General features: G+C 47.2%; 10 protein-coding genes, 9 tRNA genes, 5 rRNA genes and 1 other annotated feature (1 of these 25 cut by a window edge). All 24 genes read left to right on the top strand.

Going from position 1 to position 20,299, the window contains the following annotated elements; genetic code table 11:
* Window positions 1-13: 13 nt before the first annotated feature.
* The 24 genes from ACQVGS_RS21670 (at window position 14) to gltX (ending at window position 20,261) form a co-directional block, all read left to right on the top strand.
* Window positions 14-2,941, top strand: a 23S ribosomal RNA gene (locus ACQVGS_RS21670).
* Between the two features lie 53 nt (window positions 2,942-2,994).
* Window positions 2,995-3,110, top strand: a 5S ribosomal RNA gene (gene rrf / locus ACQVGS_RS21665).
* Window positions 3,111-3,132: 22 nt separating this feature from the next.
* Window positions 3,133-3,208: transfer RNA gene (locus ACQVGS_RS21660), tRNA-Val, on the top strand.
* 3 nt (window positions 3,209-3,211) lie between these two features.
* A tRNA-Thr gene (locus ACQVGS_RS21655) sits at window positions 3,212-3,287 on the top strand.
* Between the two features lie 37 nt (window positions 3,288-3,324).
* A tRNA-Lys gene (locus ACQVGS_RS21650) sits at window positions 3,325-3,400 on the top strand.
* A 7-nt stretch (window positions 3,401-3,407) separates the two neighbouring features.
* Window positions 3,408-3,490, top strand: a tRNA-Leu gene (locus tag ACQVGS_RS21645).
* 42 nt (window positions 3,491-3,532) lie between these two features.
* A tRNA-Gly gene (locus ACQVGS_RS21640) sits at window positions 3,533-3,607 on the top strand.
* A 14-nt stretch (window positions 3,608-3,621) separates the two neighbouring features.
* Window positions 3,622-3,707: transfer RNA gene (locus ACQVGS_RS21635), tRNA-Leu, on the top strand.
* Window positions 3,708-3,716: 9 nt separating this feature from the next.
* Window positions 3,717-3,793 (top strand) — tRNA-Arg (locus ACQVGS_RS21630).
* A gap of 23 nt (window positions 3,794-3,816) precedes the next feature.
* A tRNA-Pro gene (locus tag ACQVGS_RS21625) sits at window positions 3,817-3,893 on the top strand.
* Between the two features lie 7 nt (window positions 3,894-3,900).
* Window positions 3,901-3,976, top strand: a tRNA-Ala gene (locus ACQVGS_RS21620).
* A 173-nt stretch (window positions 3,977-4,149) separates the two neighbouring features.
* Window positions 4,150-5,699: ribosomal RNA gene (locus ACQVGS_RS21615) — 16S ribosomal RNA — on the top strand.
* A gap of 169 nt (window positions 5,700-5,868) precedes the next feature.
* A 23S ribosomal RNA gene (locus ACQVGS_RS21610) occupies window positions 5,869-8,796 on the top strand.
* Between the two features lie 53 nt (window positions 8,797-8,849).
* A 5S ribosomal RNA gene (gene rrf / locus ACQVGS_RS21605) occupies window positions 8,850-8,965 on the top strand.
* Together the 16S, 23S and 5S rRNA genes with 9 tRNA genes alongside form the textbook arrangement of a ribosomal RNA operon.
* Window positions 8,966-9,209: 244 nt before the next feature.
* The gene (ctsR, locus tag ACQVGS_RS21600) at window positions 9,210-9,674 is read left to right on the top strand and encodes a transcriptional regulator CtsR (RefSeq protein WP_010332747.1); all 465 of its coding nucleotides are present in this window, start codon (window positions 9,210-9,212) and stop codon (window positions 9,672-9,674) included.
* A gap of 13 nt (window positions 9,675-9,687) precedes the next feature.
* The gene (gene mcsA, locus ACQVGS_RS21595) at window positions 9,688-10,245 is read left to right on the top strand and encodes a protein-arginine kinase activator protein McsA (protein WP_095714843.1); all 558 of its coding nucleotides are present in this window, start codon (window positions 9,688-9,690) and stop codon (window positions 10,243-10,245) included.
* Window positions 10,245-11,336, top strand: a complete 1,092-nt coding sequence (mcsB, locus tag ACQVGS_RS21590) for a protein-arginine kinase McsB (protein ID WP_106021668.1) — start codon at window positions 10,245-10,247, stop codon at window positions 11,334-11,336. The genes mcsA and mcsB overlap by 1 nt, the downstream gene beginning before the upstream one ends.
* Entirely contained in the window at window positions 11,333-13,765 is a 2,433-nt protein-coding gene (gene clpC, locus ACQVGS_RS21585; RefSeq protein WP_010332750.1) for an ATP-dependent protease ATP-binding subunit ClpC, read from the top strand. Before mcsB ends, clpC begins: the two co-directional genes overlap by 4 nt.
* A gap of 91 nt (window positions 13,766-13,856) precedes the next feature.
* Window positions 13,857-15,233 carry a DNA repair protein RadA gene (gene radA / locus ACQVGS_RS21580; protein WP_044153447.1) on the top strand — a complete coding sequence of 459 codons (1,377 nt, stop codon included), beginning with the start codon at window positions 13,857-13,859 and terminating at the stop codon, window positions 15,231-15,233.
* Window positions 15,234-15,236: 3 nt separating this feature from the next.
* Window positions 15,237-16,319 carry a DNA integrity scanning diadenylate cyclase DisA gene (disA, locus tag ACQVGS_RS21575; protein WP_003242042.1) on the top strand — a complete coding sequence of 361 codons (1,083 nt, stop codon included), beginning with the start codon at window positions 15,237-15,239 and terminating at the stop codon, window positions 16,317-16,319.
* A gap of 119 nt (window positions 16,320-16,438) precedes the next feature.
* Window positions 16,439-17,539 (top strand): PIN/TRAM domain-containing protein, encoded by a 1,101-nt coding sequence (locus ACQVGS_RS21570; protein WP_059291688.1) that lies wholly within the window; start codon window positions 16,439-16,441, stop codon window positions 17,537-17,539.
* Between the two features lie 14 nt (window positions 17,540-17,553).
* Complete coding sequence (gene ispD / locus ACQVGS_RS21565; protein ID WP_400152817.1) at window positions 17,554-18,252, top strand: 2-C-methyl-D-erythritol 4-phosphate cytidylyltransferase; 699 nt, start codon at window positions 17,554-17,556, stop codon at window positions 18,250-18,252.
* On the top strand, window positions 18,245-18,721 hold the full coding sequence (gene ispF / locus ACQVGS_RS21560; RefSeq protein ID WP_198097889.1) for a 2-C-methyl-D-erythritol 2,4-cyclodiphosphate synthase: 477 nt from the start codon (window positions 18,245-18,247) through the stop codon (window positions 18,719-18,721). The genes ispD and ispF overlap by 8 nt, the downstream gene beginning before the upstream one ends.
* 88 nt (window positions 18,722-18,809) lie before the next feature.
* On the top strand, window positions 18,810-20,261 hold the full coding sequence (gltX, locus tag ACQVGS_RS21555) for a glutamate--tRNA ligase (protein ID WP_044153440.1): 1,452 nt from the start codon (window positions 18,810-18,812) through the stop codon (window positions 20,259-20,261).
* Between the two features lie 2 nt (window positions 20,262-20,263).
* Window positions 20,264-20,299, top strand: a binding site (T-box leader) (it continues 195 nt past the right edge of the window).

Here is a 20,299-nt window from a genome sequence, read left to right as displayed (position 1 = left end):
GATTCTTTTTAACGGTTAAGTTAGAAAGGGCGCACGGTGGATGCCTTGGCACTAGGAGCCGATGAAGGACGGGACGAACACCGATATGCTTCGGGGAGCTGTAAGCAAGCTTTGATCCGGAGATTTCCGAATGGGGAAACCCACCACTCGTAATGGAGTGGTATCCATATCTGAATTCATAGGATATGAGAAGGCAGACCCGGGGAACTGAAACATCTAAGTACCCGGAGGAAGAGAAAGCAAATGCGATTCCCTGAGTAGCGGCGAGCGAAACGGGATTAGCCCAAACCAAGAGGCTTGCCTCTTGGGGTTGTAGGACACTCTATACGGAGTTACAAAGGAACGAGGTAGATGAAGAGGTCTGGAAAGGCCCGCCATAGAAGGTAACAGCCCTGTAGTCAAAACTTCGTTCTCTCCAGAGTGGATCCTGAGTACGGCGGAACACGTGAAATTCCGTCGGAATCCGGGAGGACCATCTCCCAAGGCTAAATACTCCCTAGTGACCGATAGTGAACCAGTACCGTGAGGGAAAGGTGAAAAGCACCCCGGAAGGGGAGTGAAAGAGATCCTGAAACCGTGTGCCTACAAGTAGTCAGAGCCCGTTAACGGGTGATGGCGTGCCTTTTGTAGAATGAACCGGCGAGTTACGATCCCGTGCAAGGTTAAGCAGAAGATGCGGAGCCGCAGCGAAAGCGAGTCTGAATAGGGCGCATGAGTACGTGGTCGTAGACCCGAAACCAGGTGATCTACCCATGTCCAGGGTGAAGTTCAGGTAACACTGAATGGAGGCCCGAACCCACGCACGTTGAAAAGTGCGGGGATGAGGTGTGGGTAGGGGTGAAATGCCAATCGAACCTGGAGATAGCTGGTTCTCTCCGAAATAGCTTTAGGGCTAGCCTCAAGGTAAGAGTCTTGGAGGTAGAGCACTGATTGGACTAGGGGCCCCTACCGGGTTACCGAATTCAGTCAAACTCCGAATGCCAATGACTTATCCTTGGGAGTCAGACTGCGAGTGATAAGATCCGTAGTCGAAAGGGAAACAGCCCAGACCGCCAGCTAAGGTCCCAAAGTATACGTTAAGTGGAAAAGGATGTGGAGTTGCTTAGACAACCAGGATGTTGGCTTAGAAGCAGCCACCATTTAAAGAGTGCGTAATAGCTCACTGGTCGAGTGACTCTGCGCCGAAAATGTACCGGGGCTAAACGTATCACCGAAGCTGCGGACTGTTCTTCGAACAGTGGTAGGAGAGCGTTCTAAGGGCTGTGAAGCCAGACCGGAAGGACTGGTGGAGCGCTTAGAAGTGAGAATGCCGGTATGAGTAGCGAAAGAGGGGTGAGAATCCCCTCCACCGAATGCCTAAGGTTTCCTGAGGAAGGCTCGTCCGCTCAGGGTTAGTCGGGACCTAAGCCGAGGCCGAAAGGCGTAGGCGATGGACAACAGGTTGATATTCCTGTACCACCTCCTCACCATTTGAGCAATGGGGGGACGCAGGAGGATAGGGTAAGCGCGGTATTGGATATCCGCGTCCAAGCAGTTAGGCTGGGAAATAGGCAAATCCGTTTCCCATAAGGCTGAGCTGTGATGGCGAGCGAAATATAGTAGCGAAGTTCCTGATTCCACACTGCCAAGAAAAGCCTCTAGCGAGGTGAGAGGTGCCCGTACCGCAAACCGACACAGGTAGGCGAGGAGAGAATCCTAAGGTGATCGAGAGAACTCTCGTTAAGGAACTCGGCAAAATGACCCCGTAACTTCGGGAGAAGGGGTGCTCTGTTAGGGTGCAAGCCCGAGAGAGCCGCAGTGAATAGGCCCAGGCGACTGTTTAGCAAAAACACAGGTCTCTGCGAAGCCGTAAGGCGAAGTATAGGGGCTGACGCCTGCCCGGTGCTGGAAGGTTAAGAGGAGCGCTTAGCGTAAGCGAAGGTGCGAATTGAAGCCCCAGTAAACGGCGGCCGTAACTATAACGGTCCTAAGGTAGCGAAATTCCTTGTCGGGTAAGTTCCGACCCGCACGAAAGGCGCAACGATCTGGGCACTGTCTCAACGAGAGACTCGGTGAAATTATAGTACCTGTGAAGATGCAGGTTACCCGCGACAGGACGGAAAGACCCCGTGGAGCTTTACTGCAGCCTGATATTGAATGTTGGTACAGCTTGTACAGGATAGGTAGGAGCCTTGGAAACCGGAGCGCCAGCTTCGGTGGAGGCATCGGTGGGATACTACCCTGGCTGTATTGACCTTCTAACCCGCCGCCCTTATCGGGCGGGGAGACAGTGTCAGGTGGGCAGTTTGACTGGGGCGGTCGCCTCCTAAAAGGTAACGGAGGCGCCCAAAGGTTCCCTCAGAATGGTTGGAAATCATTCGCAGAGTGTAAAGGCACAAGGGAGCTTGACTGCGAGACCTACAAGTCGAGCAGGGACGAAAGTCGGGCTTAGTGATCCGGTGGTTCCGCATGGAAGGGCCATCGCTCAACGGATAAAAGCTACCCCGGGGATAACAGGCTTATCTCCCCCAAGAGTCCACATCGACGGGGAGGTTTGGCACCTCGATGTCGGCTCATCGCATCCTGGGGCTGTAGTCGGTCCCAAGGGTTGGGCTGTTCGCCCATTAAAGCGGTACGCGAGCTGGGTTCAGAACGTCGTGAGACAGTTCGGTCCCTATCCGTCGCGGGCGCAGGAAATTTGAGAGGAGCTGTCCTTAGTACGAGAGGACCGGGATGGACGCACCGCTGGTGTACCAGTTGTTCTGCCAAGGGCATCGCTGGGTAGCTATGTGCGGACGGGATAAGTGCTGAAAGCATCTAAGCATGAAGCCCCCCTCAAGATGAGATTTCCCATTCCGCAAGGAAGTAAGATCCCTGAAAGATGATCAGGTTGATAGGTCTGAGGTGGAAGTGTGGCGACACATGGAGCTGACAGATACTAATCGATCGAGGACTTAACCTAATTTCTAATGATGTCACACCTGTTATCTAGTTTTGAGAGAACACTCTCAATTGTTTGGTGGCGATAGCGAAGAGGTCACACCCGTTCCCATGCCGAACACGGAAGTTAAGCTCTTCAGCGCCGATGGTAGTCGGGGGTTTCCCCCTGTGAGAGTAGGACGCCGCCAAGCAATTGCACGTTAGTGCAATTATGGAGGATTAGCTCAGCTGGGAGAGCATCTGCCTTACAAGCAGAGGGTCGGCGGTTCGAGCCCGTCATCCTCCACCATTTGCCGGTGTAGCTCAATTGGTAGAGCAACTGACTTGTAATCAGTAGGTTGGGGGTTCAAGTCCTCTTGCCGGCACCACTTTTATATGATATAATATTCAAGTCTCTTGTAAGAAGAGCCATTAGCTCAGTTGGTAGAGCATCTGACTTTTAATCAGAGGGTCGAAGGTTCGAGTCCTTCATGGCTCACCATTTTTAAGCGGGTGTGGCGGAATTGGCAGACGCGCTAGACTTAGGATCTAGTGTCTTTATGACGTGGGGGTTCAAGTCCCTTCACCCGCATTATATAGGATGACAGTTAAATAAAAACTGGACATCCTGTCTGCGGAAGTAGTTCAGTGGTAGAACACCACCTTGCCAAGGTGGGGGTCGCGGGTTCGAATCCCGTCTTCCGCTCCAACTATACCATCCACGCCGGGGTGGTGGAATTGGCAGACACACAGGACTTAAAATCCTGCGGTAGGTGACTACCGTGCCGGTTCAAGTCCGGCCCTCGGCATTATAATTTGCGCCCGTAGCTCAATTGGATAGAGCGTTTGACTACGGATCAAAAGGTTAGGGGTTCGACTCCTCTCGGGCGCGCCATATATTTTATCAATATGGGAAATCGGGAAGTAGCTCAGCTTGGTAGAGCACATGGTTTGGGACCATGGGGTCGCAGGTTCGAATCCTGTCTTCCCGACCATTTTTACGGGGCCTTAGCTCAGCTGGGAGAGCGCCTGCTTTGCACGCAGGAGGTCAGCGGTTCGATCCCGCTAGGCTCCACCAAAAAAAGATTTAAAAAAGTTGTTGACTTTGAGAAAGCGACGTTGTATACTAATAAAGTTGCTTTAACAAAGCGATAACAAAATGATCTTTGAAAACTAAACAAGACAAAACGTACCTGTTAATTCAAGTTTTAATAAAATCGCACAGCGATGTGCGTAGTCAGTCAAACTACTTTATCGGAGAGTTTGATCCTGGCTCAGGACGAACGCTGGCGGCGTGCCTAATACATGCAAGTCGAGCGGACAGATGGGAGCTTGCTCCCTGATGTTAGCGGCGGACGGGTGAGTAACACGTGGGTAACCTGCCTGTAAGACTGGGATAACTCCGGGAAACCGGGGCTAATACCGGATGCTTGTTTGAACCGCATGGTTCAAACATAAAAGGTGGCTTCGGCTACCACTTACAGATGGACCCGCGGCGCATTAGCTAGTTGGTGAGGTAACGGCTCACCAAGGCAACGATGCGTAGCCGACCTGAGAGGGTGATCGGCCACACTGGGACTGAGACACGGCCCAGACTCCTACGGGAGGCAGCAGTAGGGAATCTTCCGCAATGGACGAAAGTCTGACGGAGCAACGCCGCGTGAGTGATGAAGGTTTTCGGATCGTAAAGCTCTGTTGTTAGGGAAGAACAAGTACCGTTCGAATAGGGCGGTACCTTGACGGTACCTAACCAGAAAGCCACGGCTAACTACGTGCCAGCAGCCGCGGTAATACGTAGGTGGCAAGCGTTGTCCGGAATTATTGGGCGTAAAGGGCTCGCAGGCGGTTCCTTAAGTCTGATGTGAAAGCCCCCGGCTCAACCGGGGAGGGTCATTGGAAACTGGGGAACTTGAGTGCAGAAGAGGAGAGTGGAATTCCACGTGTAGCGGTGAAATGCGTAGAGATGTGGAGGAACACCAGTGGCGAAGGCGACTCTCTGGTCTGTAACTGACGCTGAGGAGCGAAAGCGTGGGGAGCGAACAGGATTAGATACCCTGGTAGTCCACGCCGTAAACGATGAGTGCTAAGTGTTAGGGGGTTTCCGCCCCTTAGTGCTGCAGCTAACGCATTAAGCACTCCGCCTGGGGAGTACGGTCGCAAGACTGAAACTCAAAGGAATTGACGGGGGCCCGCACAAGCGGTGGAGCATGTGGTTTAATTCGAAGCAACGCGAAGAACCTTACCAGGTCTTGACATCCTCTGACAATCCTAGAGATAGGACGTCCCCTTCGGGGGCAGAGTGACAGGTGGTGCATGGTTGTCGTCAGCTCGTGTCGTGAGATGTTGGGTTAAGTCCCGCAACGAGCGCAACCCTTGATCTTAGTTGCCAGCATTCAGTTGGGCACTCTAAGGTGACTGCCGGTGACAAACCGGAGGAAGGTGGGGATGACGTCAAATCATCATGCCCCTTATGACCTGGGCTACACACGTGCTACAATGGACAGAACAAAGGGCAGCGAAACCGCGAGGTTAAGCCAATCCCACAAATCTGTTCTCAGTTCGGATCGCAGTCTGCAACTCGACTGCGTGAAGCTGGAATCGCTAGTAATCGCGGATCAGCATGCCGCGGTGAATACGTTCCCGGGCCTTGTACACACCGCCCGTCACACCACGAGAGTTTGTAACACCCGAAGTCGGTGAGGTAACCTTTATGGAGCCAGCCGCCGAAGGTGGGACAGATGATTGGGGTGAAGTCGTAACAAGGTAGCCGTATCGGAAGGTGCGGCTGGATCACCTCCTTTCTAAGGATATTTACGGAATATAAGACCTTGGGTCTTATAAACAGAACGTTCCCTGTCTTGTTTAGTTTTGAAGGATCATTCCTTCGAAACGTGTTCTTTGAAAACTAGATAACAGTAGACATCACATTCAATTAGTAACACAAGATATCACATAGTGATTCTTTTTAACGGTTAAGTTAGAAAGGGCGCACGGTGGATGCCTTGGCACTAGGAGCCGATGAAGGACGGGACGAACACCGATATGCTTCGGGGAGCTGTAAGCAAGCTTTGATCCGGAGATTTCCGAATGGGGAAACCCACCACTCGTAATGGAGTGGTATCCATATCTGAATTCATAGGATATGAGAAGGCAGACCCGGGGAACTGAAACATCTAAGTACCCGGAGGAAGAGAAAGCAAATGCGATTCCCTGAGTAGCGGCGAGCGAAACGGGATTAGCCCAAACCAAGAGGCTTGCCTCTTGGGGTTGTAGGACACTCTATACGGAGTTACAAAGGAACGAGGTAGATGAAGAGGTCTGGAAAGGCCCGCCATAGAAGGTAACAGCCCTGTAGTCAAAACTTCGTTCTCTCCAGAGTGGATCCTGAGTACGGCGGAACACGTGAAATTCCGTCGGAATCCGGGAGGACCATCTCCCAAGGCTAAATACTCCCTAGTGACCGATAGTGAACCAGTACCGTGAGGGAAAGGTGAAAAGCACCCCGGAAGGGGAGTGAAAGAGATCCTGAAACCGTGTGCCTACAAGTAGTCAGAGCCCGTTAACGGGTGATGGCGTGCCTTTTGTAGAATGAACCGGCGAGTTACGATCCCGTGCAAGGTTAAGCAGAAGATGCGGAGCCGCAGCGAAAGCGAGTCTGAATAGGGCGCATGAGTACGTGGTCGTAGACCCGAAACCAGGTGATCTACCCATGTCCAGGGTGAAGTTCAGGTAACACTGAATGGAGGCCCGAACCCACGCACGTTGAAAAGTGCGGGGATGAGGTGTGGGTAGGGGTGAAATGCCAATCGAACCTGGAGATAGCTGGTTCTCTCCGAAATAGCTTTAGGGCTAGCCTCAAGGTAAGAGTCTTGGAGGTAGAGCACTGATTGGACTAGGGGCCCCTACCGGGTTACCGAATTCAGTCAAACTCCGAATGCCAATGACTTATCCTTGGGAGTCAGACTGCGAGTGATAAGATCCGTAGTCGAAAGGGAAACAGCCCAGACCGCCAGCTAAGGTCCCAAAGTATACGTTAAGTGGAAAAGGATGTGGAGTTGCTTAGACAACCAGGATGTTGGCTTAGAAGCAGCCACCATTTAAAGAGTGCGTAATAGCTCACTGGTCGAGTGACTCTGCGCCGAAAATGTACCGGGGCTAAACGTATCACCGAAGCTGCGGACTGTTCTTCGAACAGTGGTAGGAGAGCGTTCTAAGGGCTGTGAAGCCAGACCGGAAGGACTGGTGGAGCGCTTAGAAGTGAGAATGCCGGTATGAGTAGCGAAAGAGGGGTGAGAATCCCCTCCACCGAATGCCTAAGGTTTCCTGAGGAAGGCTCGTCCGCTCAGGGTTAGTCGGGACCTAAGCCGAGGCCGAAAGGCGTAGGCGATGGACAACAGGTTGATATTCCTGTACCACCTCCTCACCATTTGAGCAATGGGGGGACGCAGGAGGATAGGGTAAGCGCGGTATTGGATATCCGCGTCCAAGCAGTTAGGCTGGGAAATAGGCAAATCCGTTTCCCATAAGGCTGAGCTGTGATGGCGAGCGAAATATAGTAGCGAAGTTCCTGATTCCACACTGCCAAGAAAAGCCTCTAGCGAGGTGAGAGGTGCCCGTACCGCAAACCGACACAGGTAGGCGAGGAGAGAATCCTAAGGTGATCGAGAGAACTCTCGTTAAGGAACTCGGCAAAATGACCCCGTAACTTCGGGAGAAGGGGTGCTCTGTTAGGGTGCAAGCCCGAGAGAGCCGCAGTGAATAGGCCCAGGCGACTGTTTAGCAAAAACACAGGTCTCTGCGAAGCCGTAAGGCGAAGTATAGGGGCTGACGCCTGCCCGGTGCTGGAAGGTTAAGAGGAGCGCTTAGCGTAAGCGAAGGTGCGAATTGAAGCCCCAGTAAACGGCGGCCGTAACTATAACGGTCCTAAGGTAGCGAAATTCCTTGTCGGGTAAGTTCCGACCCGCACGAAAGGCGCAACGATCTGGGCACTGTCTCAACGAGAGACTCGGTGAAATTATAGTACCTGTGAAGATGCAGGTTACCCGCGACAGGACGGAAAGACCCCGTGGAGCTTTACTGCAGCCTGATATTGAATGTTGGTACAGCTTGTACAGGATAGGTAGGAGCCTTGGAAACCGGAGCGCCAGCTTCGGTGGAGGCATCGGTGGGATACTACCCTGGCTGTATTGACCTTCTAACCCGCCGCCCTTATCGGGCGGGGAGACAGTGTCAGGTGGGCAGTTTGACTGGGGCGGTCGCCTCCTAAAAGGTAACGGAGGCGCCCAAAGGTTCCCTCAGAATGGTTGGAAATCATTCGCAGAGTGTAAAGGCACAAGGGAGCTTGACTGCGAGACCTACAAGTCGAGCAGGGACGAAAGTCGGGCTTAGTGATCCGGTGGTTCCGCATGGAAGGGCCATCGCTCAACGGATAAAAGCTACCCCGGGGATAACAGGCTTATCTCCCCCAAGAGTCCACATCGACGGGGAGGTTTGGCACCTCGATGTCGGCTCATCGCATCCTGGGGCTGTAGTCGGTCCCAAGGGTTGGGCTGTTCGCCCATTAAAGCGGTACGCGAGCTGGGTTCAGAACGTCGTGAGACAGTTCGGTCCCTATCCGTCGCGGGCGCAGGAAATTTGAGAGGAGCTGTCCTTAGTACGAGAGGACCGGGATGGACGCACCGCTGGTGTACCAGTTGTTCTGCCAAGGGCATCGCTGGGTAGCTATGTGCGGACGGGATAAGTGCTGAAAGCATCTAAGCATGAAGCCCCCCTCAAGATGAGATTTCCCATTCCGCAAGGAAGTAAGATCCCTGAAAGATGATCAGGTTGATAGGTCTGAGGTGGAAGTGTGGCGACACATGGAGCTGACAGATACTAATCGATCGAGGACTTAACCTAATTTCTAATGATGTCACACCTGTTATCTAGTTTTGAGAGAACACTCTCAATTGTTTGGTGGCGATAGCGAAGAGGTCACACCCGTTCCCATGCCGAACACGGAAGTTAAGCTCTTCAGCGCCGATGGTAGTCGGGGGTTTCCCCCTGTGAGAGTAGGACGCCGCCAAGCAATTAACAAAAGGGCAGCTCATATGAGCTGCCCTTTTTTGCATTCTGCTTATTGGTATCATAAAATTTCATTTAGTTATATAATATAATAACTTCACAGAGAAATTTTAAGTGAATAATCAGGTTTTATGGATTTAGAAAATGGAAATACTTAAGATAGAGCGAGAAAGTTGAAAATTCTCGAAAAACACCTTATAGTAAGATTAAAGTCAAATATAGTCAAAGTCAATAAAGGAGGGGGTTGAGTGGGACATAATATTTCTGACATCATTGAACAGTACTTGAAACAAGTGTTAGATCAAAATGGCAAGGAAATTCTAGAAATTAAACGTAGTGAAATTGCAGATAAATTTCAATGTGTTCCTTCCCAAATAAATTATGTCATCAACACCAGATTTACAAGCGAGAGAGGATATATTGTTGAGAGCAAACGCGGGGGCGGCGGTTACATCAGAATCATTAAAATTAAAATGAATAATGAAGTTGTCCTAATCAATAATATTATTTCTCAAATTAATACCCATTTGTCTCAAGCAGCCTCTGATGACATTATTTTAAGGCTATTAGAAGACAAGGTGATCTCTGAAAGAGAAGCAAAAATGATGGTCAGCGTGATGGATCGCTCAGTACTGTACATTGATTTGCCTGAACGTGATGAATTAAGAGCGAGAATGATGAAAGCTATGCTGACCGCTTTAAAATTAAAATAAGCGGGTGAAAAGATTGATTTGTCAAGAGTGCAATGAGAGACCAGCCACTTTTCACTTTACAAAGGTTGTTAACGGAGAGAAAAAAGAGGTTCACATCTGCGAACAATGTGCAAAAGAACATAGCGATTCATATGGTATAAGTGCAAGTCATGGTTTCTCTATTCATAATTTACTATCAGGTTTACTGAACATGGATTCTTCATTTCAGAATGCTGGAACTCAAATGTTCAGCCATTCCGAGCAAATATCTGCTTGTCCGAAGTGCGGAATGACATTTCAGCAATTTAGAAAAACCGGCCGATTTGGCTGTGCCGAATGTTATAAAACATTTCATAGCAACATTACACCGATCTTACGCAAAGTTCACAGCGGAAACACTGTGCATGGCGGGAAAATACCGAAACGTATAGGCGGCAACCTGCATGTCAGACGACAGATCGAAATGCTGAAAAAAGAATTAGAAGCTTTAATACAACAAGAAGAATTTGAAAATGCAGCCCATGTGAGAGATCAAATTCGTTCATTAGAACAGTCACTCAAAAGTACAGATAGTGAGGAGGAACAGGGGTAATGTCGCTAAAGCATTTTATTCAGGACGCATTAAGCAGTTGGATGAAGCAGAAAGGCCCTGAAAGTGACATTGTACTCAGCAGCCGCATACGTTTAGCTAGGAACTTTGAAAATATTCGGTTCCCTACGCGATATTCCAATGAAGAAGCCTCATCCATCTTACAACAGTTTGAAGAACAGTTTTCAGAACAAGAAATTCCCGGTGTCGGCAAATTCCTTTTGATCAGAATGAACGACGCACAGCCTTTAGAAAAACGGGTGCTTGTTGAAAAGCATCTCATCAGCCCTAATTTGACAGAGTCTCCTTTTGGCGGCTGTTTGCTTTCTGAAAATGAGGAAGTAAGCGTCATGTTGAATGAGGAGGACCACATAAGAATTCAGTGTCTTTTCCCAGGATTTCAGCTTCCGCAAGCAATGAAAGCCGCAAACCAAGTTGATGACTGGATTGAGGAAAAGGTTGATTATGCATTTAGTGAGCAAAGGGGTTACTTAACCAGCTGTCCTACAAATGTAGGTACGGGCTTAAGGGCTTCAGTCATGATGCATCTTCCGGCACTGGTTTTAACTAGGCAAATAAATCGAATTATACCGGCTATTAATCAATTAGGCTTAGTTGTTAGAGGAATTTATGGGGAAGGCAGCGAAGCAGTAGGAAATATCTTTCAAATTTCAAATCAAATCACGCTTGGAAAGTCGGAGCAGGATATTGTCGATGACCTTAACAGCGTAGCTGCCCAACTGATTGAACAGGAACGATCTGCCCGAGAAGCGCTTTACCAAACCTCTAAGATTGAGCTTGAGGATCGTGTGTATCGATCCTATGGAGTCTTGTCCAATTGCCGAATGATAGAATCGAAAGAAACTGCAAAGTGTCTTTCAGATGTTCGGTTGGGTATAGACCTAGGCATTATAAAAGGACTTTCAAGCAATATACTTAATGAACTGATGATTTTAACACAGCCGGGATTTTTACAGCAGTACTCGGGAGGCGCTTTGCGTCCGAACGAAAGAGATATACGAAGAGCGTCTCTTATCAGAGAACGGCTTCACTTAGAAATGAATGGGAATAGACAGGAGGATGAATCGATATGATGTTTGGAAGATTTACAGAACGAGCTCAAAAGGTACTGGCGCTTGCACAGGAAGAAGCACTTCGTTTAGGTCATAATAATATCGGCACTGAGCATATTTTATTAGGACTGGTGCGAGAAGGAGAGGGCATCGCTGCTAAAGCACTTCAAGCGCTTGGACTTGGTTCAGATAAAATCCAAAAAGAAGTTGAGAGCTTAATTGGGCGCGGACAGGAAATGTCTCAAACGATTCATTATACTCCGAGAGCTAAAAAAGTCATTGAGCTATCAATGGATGAGGCCAGAAAACTCGGCCATTCTTATGTGGGAACAGAGCATATTCTTCTTGGACTTATTCGCGAAGGTGAAGGTGTGGCTGCGAGAGTGCTTAACAATCTCGGAGTCAGCTTGAATAAAGCAAGACAGCAAGTGCTTCAGCTTCTTGGAAGTAATGAAACAGGTTCATCAGCGGCTGGAACAAACAGCAATGCGAATACGCCTACACTAGATAGCCTGGCAAGAGATTTAACAGCGATTGCGAAGGAAGACAGCCTTGATCCGGTTATCGGCAGAAGCAAAGAAATTCAGCGTGTCATTGAAGTGCTGAGCCGCAGAACGAAAAACAATCCTGTTCTGATTGGGGAACCGGGCGTAGGGAAAACGGCTATCGCAGAAGGTCTTGCACAGCAAATTATCAATAATGAAGTTCCCGAAATTTTACGGGATAAACGCGTTATGACATTAGACATGGGAACAGTTGTTGCCGGTACGAAATATCGCGGTGAATTTGAGGACCGCTTGAAAAAAGTGATGGATGAAATCCGTCAGGCAGGAAATATCATTCTATTCATTGATGAGCTCCATACACTAATCGGAGCGGGCGGAGCAGAAGGTGCCATTGATGCATCAAACATTTTGAAACCTTCACTTGCTCGCGGAGAACTTCAGTGCATCGGTGCGACAACTCTTGATGAGTACCGTAAATATATTGAAAAAGATGCAGCTCTGGAACGCCGTTTTCAGCCAATCCAGGTTGATCAGCCGTCTGTAGACGAAAGCATTCAAATCCTAAAAGGCTTGCGTGACCGATATGAAGCCCACCACCGCGTTTCTATCACTGATGAAGCCATTGAGGCTGCGGTTAAGCTTTCTGACAGATATATCTCTGACCGTTTCCTTCCGGATAAAGCTATTGACTTGATCGATGAAGCGGGTTCAAAGGTCAGATTGCGTTCCTTTACAACGCCTCCTAATTTAAAAGAGCTTGAACAGAAACTTGATGAAGTTCGTAAAGAGAAGGATGCTGCGGTGCAAAGCCAAGAATTTGAAAAAGCGGCTTCCTTGCGTGATACGGAACAGCGTTTGCGTGAACAAGTGGAAGATACGAAAAAATCATGGAAAGAGAAGCAGGGACAGGAAAACTCAGAGGTTTCTGTGGATGATATTGCGATGGTTGTATCCAGCTGGACTGGGGTGCCTGTATCAAAAATCGCTCAAACTGAAACTGATAAGCTTCTTAATATGGAGAGCATTCTTCATTCCCGTGTCATCGGCCAAGATGAAGCTGTTGTAGCCGTTGCTAAAGCGGTCAGACGTGCAAGAGCAGGGCTAAAAGACCCTAAACGCCCAATCGGCTCATTCATTTTCTTAGGCCCTACAGGTGTAGGTAAAACGGAGCTTGCACGGGCACTTGCTGAGTCTATCTTCGGTGATGAAGAAGCCATGATCAGAATTGATATGTCTGAATACATGGAAAAACACTCGACTTCTAGACTTGTAGGTTCACCTCCAGGGTATGTGGGATACGATGAGGGCGGCCAATTAACAGAGAAGGTAAGAAGAAAACCATACTCTGTTGTGCTTCTTGATGAGATTGAGAAAGCGCACCCTGACGTCTTCAATATCCTCCTTCAAGTACTTGAGGACGGACGATTGACTGATTCTAAAGGCCGTACAGTTGATTTCCGCAACACGATTCTGATCATGACGTCAAACGTCGGAGCAAGTGAGCTGAAACGCAACAAATATGTCGGCTTCAACGTTCAGGATGAGACGCAAAATCATAAAGACATGAAGGATAAAGTGATGGGTGAACTGAAACGTGCGTTCAGACCGGAATTCATCAACCGTATTGATGAAATTATCGTCTTCCATTCACTCGAGAAAAAACATCTGGCTGAAATCGTGTCATTGATGTCTGATCAATTAACGAAACGTCTTAAAGAACAGGATCTTTCTATTGAATTGACGGAAGCTGCGAAAGCAAAAGTCGCGGAAGAGGGCGTGGACCTTGAATACGGTGCCCGCCCGCTCAGAAGAGCCATTCAAAAACATGTGGAGGATCGTTTATCTGAAGAGCTGCTCAGAGGTAACATTCATAAAGGGCACCATATCGTTCTTGATGTAGAAGATGGCGAATTTGTCGTAAAAACGACAGCTAAAACGAATTAATATAGAAGACGAAAAAGAGGCATACAGCATGTAAGTGTATGCCTCAATTTCGTATCAAGAAATAGAACAAGGGAGAGGTCTTACACTATTTATGGCTAAAACAAAATCCAAATTCATCTGCCAATCCTGCGGCTACGAGTCTCCAAAATGGATGGGGAAATGTCCGGGCTGCGGTGCTTGGAATACAATGGTGGAAGAAATGATTAAAAAAGCACCGGCCAATCGGAGAGCGGCTTTTTCTCATTCTGTTCAAACCGTACAGAAACCTTCCCCCATAACATCAATCGAAACATCAGAAGAACCCCGGGTTAAAACACAGCTCGGCGAGTTTAACAGAGTGCTCGGCGGCGGTGTGGTGAAGGGCTCACTTGTTTTAATTGGCGGGGACCCCGGCATCGGAAAATCGACCTTATTACTGCAAGTATCCGCTCAGTTATCTGGTTCAACACGTCATGTTCTGTACATTTCAGGAGAAGAATCGGTAAAACAAACGAAATTAAGAGCAGACCGTCTGGGCATAAATAATCCCTCACTGCATGTTTTATCCGAAACCGATATGGAGTATATTTCGTCTGCTATAGAAGAGATGAATCCAGCGTTTGTGGTTGTTGACTCTATTCAAACGGTCTATCAAAGCGATATCACCTCGGCTCCCGGCAGTGTGTCACAGGTAAGAGAATGTACAGCCGAGCTGATGAAAATTGCAAAGACAAAAGGTATTCCGATATTTATTGTAGGTCACGTAACGAAAGAAGGATCCATCGCGGGGCCGAGACTGCTGGAGCATATGGTTGACACTGTTTTATACTTTGAAGGAGAACGTCACCATACTTTCCGAATCTTACGGGCTGTAAAAAACCGCTTTGGTTCTACAAACGAAATGGGTATTTTTGAAATGCGGGAAGAAGGGCTCACTGAGGTACTGAATCCTTCAGAGATCTTCTTAGAAGAGCGTTCGGCGGGATCTGCGGGGTCGAGCATAACGGCTTCTATGGAAGGTACAAGACCGATTCTTGTTGAAATTCAGGCGCTCATCTCGCCAACAAGCTTTGGCAATCCGCGGCGCATGGCAACAGGGATAGATCATAACAGGGTGTCACTGTTAATGGCTGTGTTAGAAAAAAGAGTAGGGCTGCTGCTGCAAAATCAGGATGCATATTTGAAGGTAGCGGGCGGCGTCAAACTTGATGAACCTGCGATTGATCTTGCTATAGCGGTCAGTATCGCATCAAGCTTTAGAGACACACCTCCAAATCCTGCAGATTGCTTTATAGGAGAAGTGGGATTAACCGGAGAAGTCCGCCGGGTATCAAGAATTGAACAGCGTGTAAAAGAAGCGGCAAAGCTTGGTTTTAAACGCATGATCATACCTGCGGCAAATCTGGATGGATGGACGAAACCAAAAGGGATTGAGGTCATCGGAGTAGCAAATGTTGCAGAGGCACTTCGTACTTCATTAGGAGGATAATAGATGGAAAAAGAGAAAAAAGGGGCGAAACATGAGTTAGACCTGTCTTCTATTTTGCAGTTTGTTGCTCCTGGAACACCGCTCAGAGCGGGGATAGAAAATGTACTGAGAGCAAATACAGGCGGTCTGATTGTTGTTGGATATAATGATAAAGTAAAAGAAGTGGTGGATGGCGGTTTCCACATTAACACTGCTTTTTCTCCGGCGCATTTATATGAACTGGCTAAAATGGATGGTGCGATTATTTTAAGTGATTCTGGTCAAAAAATCCTATATGCCAATACACAATTGATGCCTGAAGCCACAATTTCTTCGTCCGAAACAGGAATGAGGCACCGCACCGCCGAAAGAGTAGCTAAGCAAACCGGCTGTCTCGTTATCGCAATTTCTGAGAGAAGAAATGTCATAACGTTATATCAGGAAAGTATGAAGTATACACTTAAAGACATAGGATTTATTTTAACAAAAGCGAACCAAGCCATTCAAACTCTAGAAAAATATAAAACAATTCTGGACAAAACGATTAATGCACTAAACGCATTAGAGTTTGAGGAACTCGTTACATTCAGCGATGTTCTGTCTGTGATGCACCGTTATGAAATGGTGTTGCGAATCAAAAATGAAATCAACATGTATATCAGGGAACTGGGAACAGAAGGTCATTTGATTAAACTGCAGGTCATCGAACTGATTACTGATATGGAAGAAGAGGCTGCTTTATTTATTAAGGATTATGTGAAAGAAAAGATTAAAGATCCATTTGTCCTTTTAAAAGAGCTGCAGGATATGTCCAGCTACGATTTGCTTGATGATTCCATTGTTTATAAGCTGCTTGGTTATCCGGCTTCTACAAATCTTGATGACTATGTTCTGCCTAGAGGATACAGGTTGCTAAATAAGATTCCGCGCCTTCCGATGCCGATTGTGGAGAATGTGGTGGAGGCATTTGGCGTACTGCCGAGAATTATTGAGGCCAGCGCAGAAGAATTAGATGAAGTAGAGGGTATCGGTGAAGTACGAGCCCAAAAAATCAAAAAGGGCTTAAAACGCCTTCAAGAGAAGCATTATTTAGACAGACAGCTATGATTTTTGGTTAAAACCATATCTTTACGGGTATATTATTGTTGGTTTTTGTTTATTCTGATATTCGTAGGTTGCGTAAAATCTTGTGAAATACAATAATTTTCTTTAAAGGAGGTGGGGGTATGTTAAAACGAATAGTTCAGGCGTTCTTCATTATCTTCGGCGGCGTTGTTGGTATATTTTTAATACCTGAATTGTTTGTACTGTTAAGTTTACAGGACATACCTTTAATAACAAACGCATATACGTCTGCGGCAATAGGTGCAATTATCTTTTTTCTCATCAGTATATGGGGTACAGATTACGTTGTGAACTGGGTTAAGTGGATAGAGGATTCATTATTAAAAGCGCCGGTTCCAGATTTGTTATTTGGAAGTCTTGGCTTAGTATTTGGACTTATAATTGCTTATCTTATCGTAAACGTTATTCCTTTAGACAATATACCTTACCGCATACTCAGCACAATCATCCCTGTGTTTTTAGCTTTCTTTCTCGGTTATCTTGGCTTTCAGGTGGGCTTTAAGAAAAAGGATGAATTGATCAGCCTATTCTCCATTTCCGCCAGAATGCAAAAGAAAAAAGGAACAGCTGATGAAGAGCACGAGGTCCAAGACAAAAAGCTGAAAATCCTGGACACAAGTGTTATTATTGATGGGAGAATTGCAGATATTTGTCAGACTGGTTTTTTAGAGGGAATTATCGTGATTCCGCAGTTTGTCCTTGAGGAATTGCAGCATATCGCTGACTCCTCAGATGTGTTAAAACGCAACAGAGGGCGCCGCGGTCTTGATATCCTGAACCGCATTCAAAAAGAATTAGATATTAAAGTTGAAATTTATGAAGGTGACTTTGAAGATATCCAGGAGGTTGACAGCAAGCTGGTCAAACTCGCTAAACTGACATCCGGAGTCGTTGTGACGAATGATTTTAATTTAAATAAAGTGTGCGAGCTCCAGAAGGTAGCAGTGTTAAACATTAATGACCTTGCCAACGCGGTCAAGCCTGTTGTGCTTCCGGGTGAGGAAATGAATGTTCAGGTCATTAAAGACGGCAAAGAGCATAATCAGGGAGTCGCTTACTTGGATGACGGCACTATGATTGTCGTTGAAGAAGGACGGAATTATATCGGCAAACACATTGATGTTCTCGTCACAAGCGTGCTGCAGACAGCAGCGGGACGAATGATTTTTGCCAAGCCTAAGCTGTTGGAGAAGGCGCTGTAAAGGGAGAAAGAACAATGAATTATGATGTGGTAATTCTTGCGGCCGGACAGGGGAAACGGATGAAGGCAGGGAGAAATAAACTGTTTATCGAGCTGAAAGGAGACCCGGTTATCATTCACACTTTACGGGTGTTTGACAGCCATCGTCCGTGCGGCAGAATCATTTTGGTGATTAACGAGCGCGAACGGGACGACTTTAAGCAATTGCTGAACCAATATCCGTTTCAAACCGCTATCGAGCTTGTAGCAGGCGGAGATGAACGCCAGCACAGTGTTTATAAAGGGCTCAAAGCCGTTAAACAAGAAAAGATTGTCCTCGTTCACGACGGCGCTCGTCCTTTTATAAAGCATGAACAGATTGACGAACTGATTGCAGAAGCGGAGCAGACCGGAGCGGCCATCCTGGCTGTTCCGGTAAAAGATACGATTAAACGCGTTCAAGATTTAGAAGTCAGTGAGACGATTGAACGTTCAAGCTTGTGGGCTGTCCAAACGCCACAAGCTTTTCGTCTTTCTTTATTGATGGAGGCTCACGCTGAGGCAGAGTGCAGAGGGTTTTTAGGAACGGATGACGCCAGTCTCGTCGAACAGCTGGAGGGCCGTTCGGTTCGTGTTGTAGAAGGTAACTATACAAATATTAAGCTGACGACTCCTGATGATTTAACGTCAGCTGAAGCTATCATGGAAGCAGAAAGTGGGAATAATCATGTTTAGAATCGGACAAGGTTTTGATGTGCACCAATTAGTAGAGGGCCGGCCTCTCATTATCGGCGGAGTTGAAATCCCGCATGAAAAAGGATTGCTCGGACATTCTGACGCGGATGTATTATTGCACACAGTTGCTGACGCATGCCTCGGAGCTGTCGGGGAGGGCGACATCGGCAAGCATTTCCCGGATACAGATCCGGAGTTCAAGGATGCTGATTCGTTTAAATTACTTCAGCATGTCTGGGGGATTGTGAAACAGAAAGGGTATATACTTGGAAATATTGACTGTACGATCATTGCACAGAAGCCGAAGATGGCGCCGTACATAGAAGACATGAGAAAAAGAATCGCTGAAGGGCTTGAGGCAGAGGTTTCCCAAGTGAATGTTAAAGCGACCACGACCGAAAAGCTTGGATTTACAGGAAGAGCGGAAGGAATAGCGGCTCAAGCCACAGTACTGATACAAAAAGGCTAACTTGTTTTGATGCTCGGTCTATTTGGTGGTAGAATAGATGCATACATTTAGCCTGAGGCCATACATGAGATGAAAGGAAGTATTTGAAATGGGAAACGAAGTACGCGTCCGTTATGCACCGAGTCCAACAGGACATTTGCATATTGGAAATGCCAGAACGGCGCTTTTTAATTATTTATTTGCCCGCAACCAAGGCGGCAAGTTTATTATTCGTGTTGAGGACACTGATAAAAAACGCAACATTGAGGGCGGAGAACAAAGCCAGCTCAACTATTTAAAATGGCTTGGCATCGACTGGGATGAGAGTGTGGATGTCGGCGGAGAGTACGGCCCATACCGTCAGTCCGAGCGTAACGATATCTATAAGGTTTACTATGAAGAGCTGCTTGAAAAAGGGCTTGCTTATAAATGTTTCTGTACGGAAGAAGAACTTGAAAAAGAACGTGAAGAGCAGATTGCCCGCGGAGAGATGCCGCGTTATTCCGGAAAGCACAGAGATCTGACTCAGGAAGAACAGGAAAAATTCCTTGCAGAGGGCAGAAAGCCGAGTATTCGTTTCCGTGTCCCTGAAGGAAAAATCATTGCGTTTAATGATATTGTAAAAGGTGAAATTTCTTTCGAATCTGATGGCATCGGCGACTTTGTTATTGTGAAAAAAGACGGAACGCCGACTTATAACTTTGCAGTAGCTGTGGATGACTATCTAATGAAAATGACGCACGTGCTGCGCGGTGAGGACCATATTTCGAATACACCAAAACAGATCATGATCTTTCAAGCGTTCGGCTGGGATATTCCTCAGTTCGGCCACATGACGTTGATTGTAAATGAAAGCCGTAAAAAGCTCAGCAAACGTGATGAATCGATTATTCAATTCATTGAGCAATATAAAGAGCTTGGCTACTTGCCGGAGGCGCTGTTCAACTTTATCGGCCTGCTGGGCTGGTCGCCGGTGGGAGAAGAAGAGCTTTTCACAAAAGAAGAGTTTATTGAAATTTTTGATGTAAATCGTTTATCTAAATCACCAGCTCTGTTTGATATGCATAAGCTAAAATGGGTCAACAACCAATATGTGAAAAAATTGGATCTTGATCAGGTTGTTGAGCTTACGCTTCCGCATCTTCAAAAAGCCGGCAAAGTTGGCAATGAACTATCTCCTGAAGAACAAGAATGGGTTCGCAAACTGATTTCTCTATATCATGAGCAATTGAGCTACGGTGCGGAAATTGTTGAGCTGACTGATTTGTTCTTTACGGATGAGATCGAGTATAATCAAGAAGCAAAAGCTGTTCTAGAAGAAGAACAGGTGCCTGAAGTACTCAGCACATTCGCTGCGAAGCTTGAAGAGCTGGAGGAGTTCACTCCGGACCAGATCAAAGCTTCTATCAAAGCAGTGCAGAAAGAAACAGGTCATAAAGGGAAAAAACTGTTTATGCCGATCCGTGTTGCTGTAACAGGCCAAACTCACGGTCCTGAGCTTCCTCAATCAATTGAACTGATCGGAAAAGAATCTGCAATTCAGCGGTTGAAAAATATCTAAATAGATGATTGTTGACAGGGAAGAGTATAAAGCTTTAG

The sequence above is a fragment of the Bacillus sp. SD127 genome (assembly GCF_058566445.1).
Note: the sequence above shows the minus strand (reverse complement) of the source record. Positions and strands in the feature narration are given on the sequence as shown.

Bases quoted from the DNA above. Each gene is read 5' to 3' on its own strand.
- mcsB (WP_106021668.1), top strand. From the start codon at position 10,245: ATGTCGCTAAAGCATTTTATTCAGGACGCATTAAGCAGTTGGATGAAG.
- clpC (WP_010332750.1), top strand. From the start codon at position 11,333: ATGATGTTTGGAAGATTTACAGAACGAGCTCAAAAGGTACTGGCGCTT.
- radA (WP_044153447.1), top strand. From the start codon at position 13,857: ATGGCTAAAACAAAATCCAAATTCATCTGCCAATCCTGCGGCTACGAG.
- disA (WP_003242042.1), top strand. From the start codon at position 15,237: ATGGAAAAAGAGAAAAAAGGGGCGAAACATGAGTTAGACCTGTCTTCT.
- ACQVGS_RS21570 (WP_059291688.1), top strand. From the start codon at position 16,439: ATGTTAAAACGAATAGTTCAGGCGTTCTTCATTATCTTCGGCGGCGTT.
- ispD (WP_400152817.1), top strand. From the start codon at position 17,554: ATGAATTATGATGTGGTAATTCTTGCGGCCGGACAGGGGAAACGGATG.
- ispF (WP_198097889.1), top strand. From the start codon at position 18,245: ATGTTTAGAATCGGACAAGGTTTTGATGTGCACCAATTAGTAGAGGGC.
- gltX (WP_044153440.1), top strand. From the start codon at position 18,810: ATGGGAAACGAAGTACGCGTCCGTTATGCACCGAGTCCAACAGGACAT.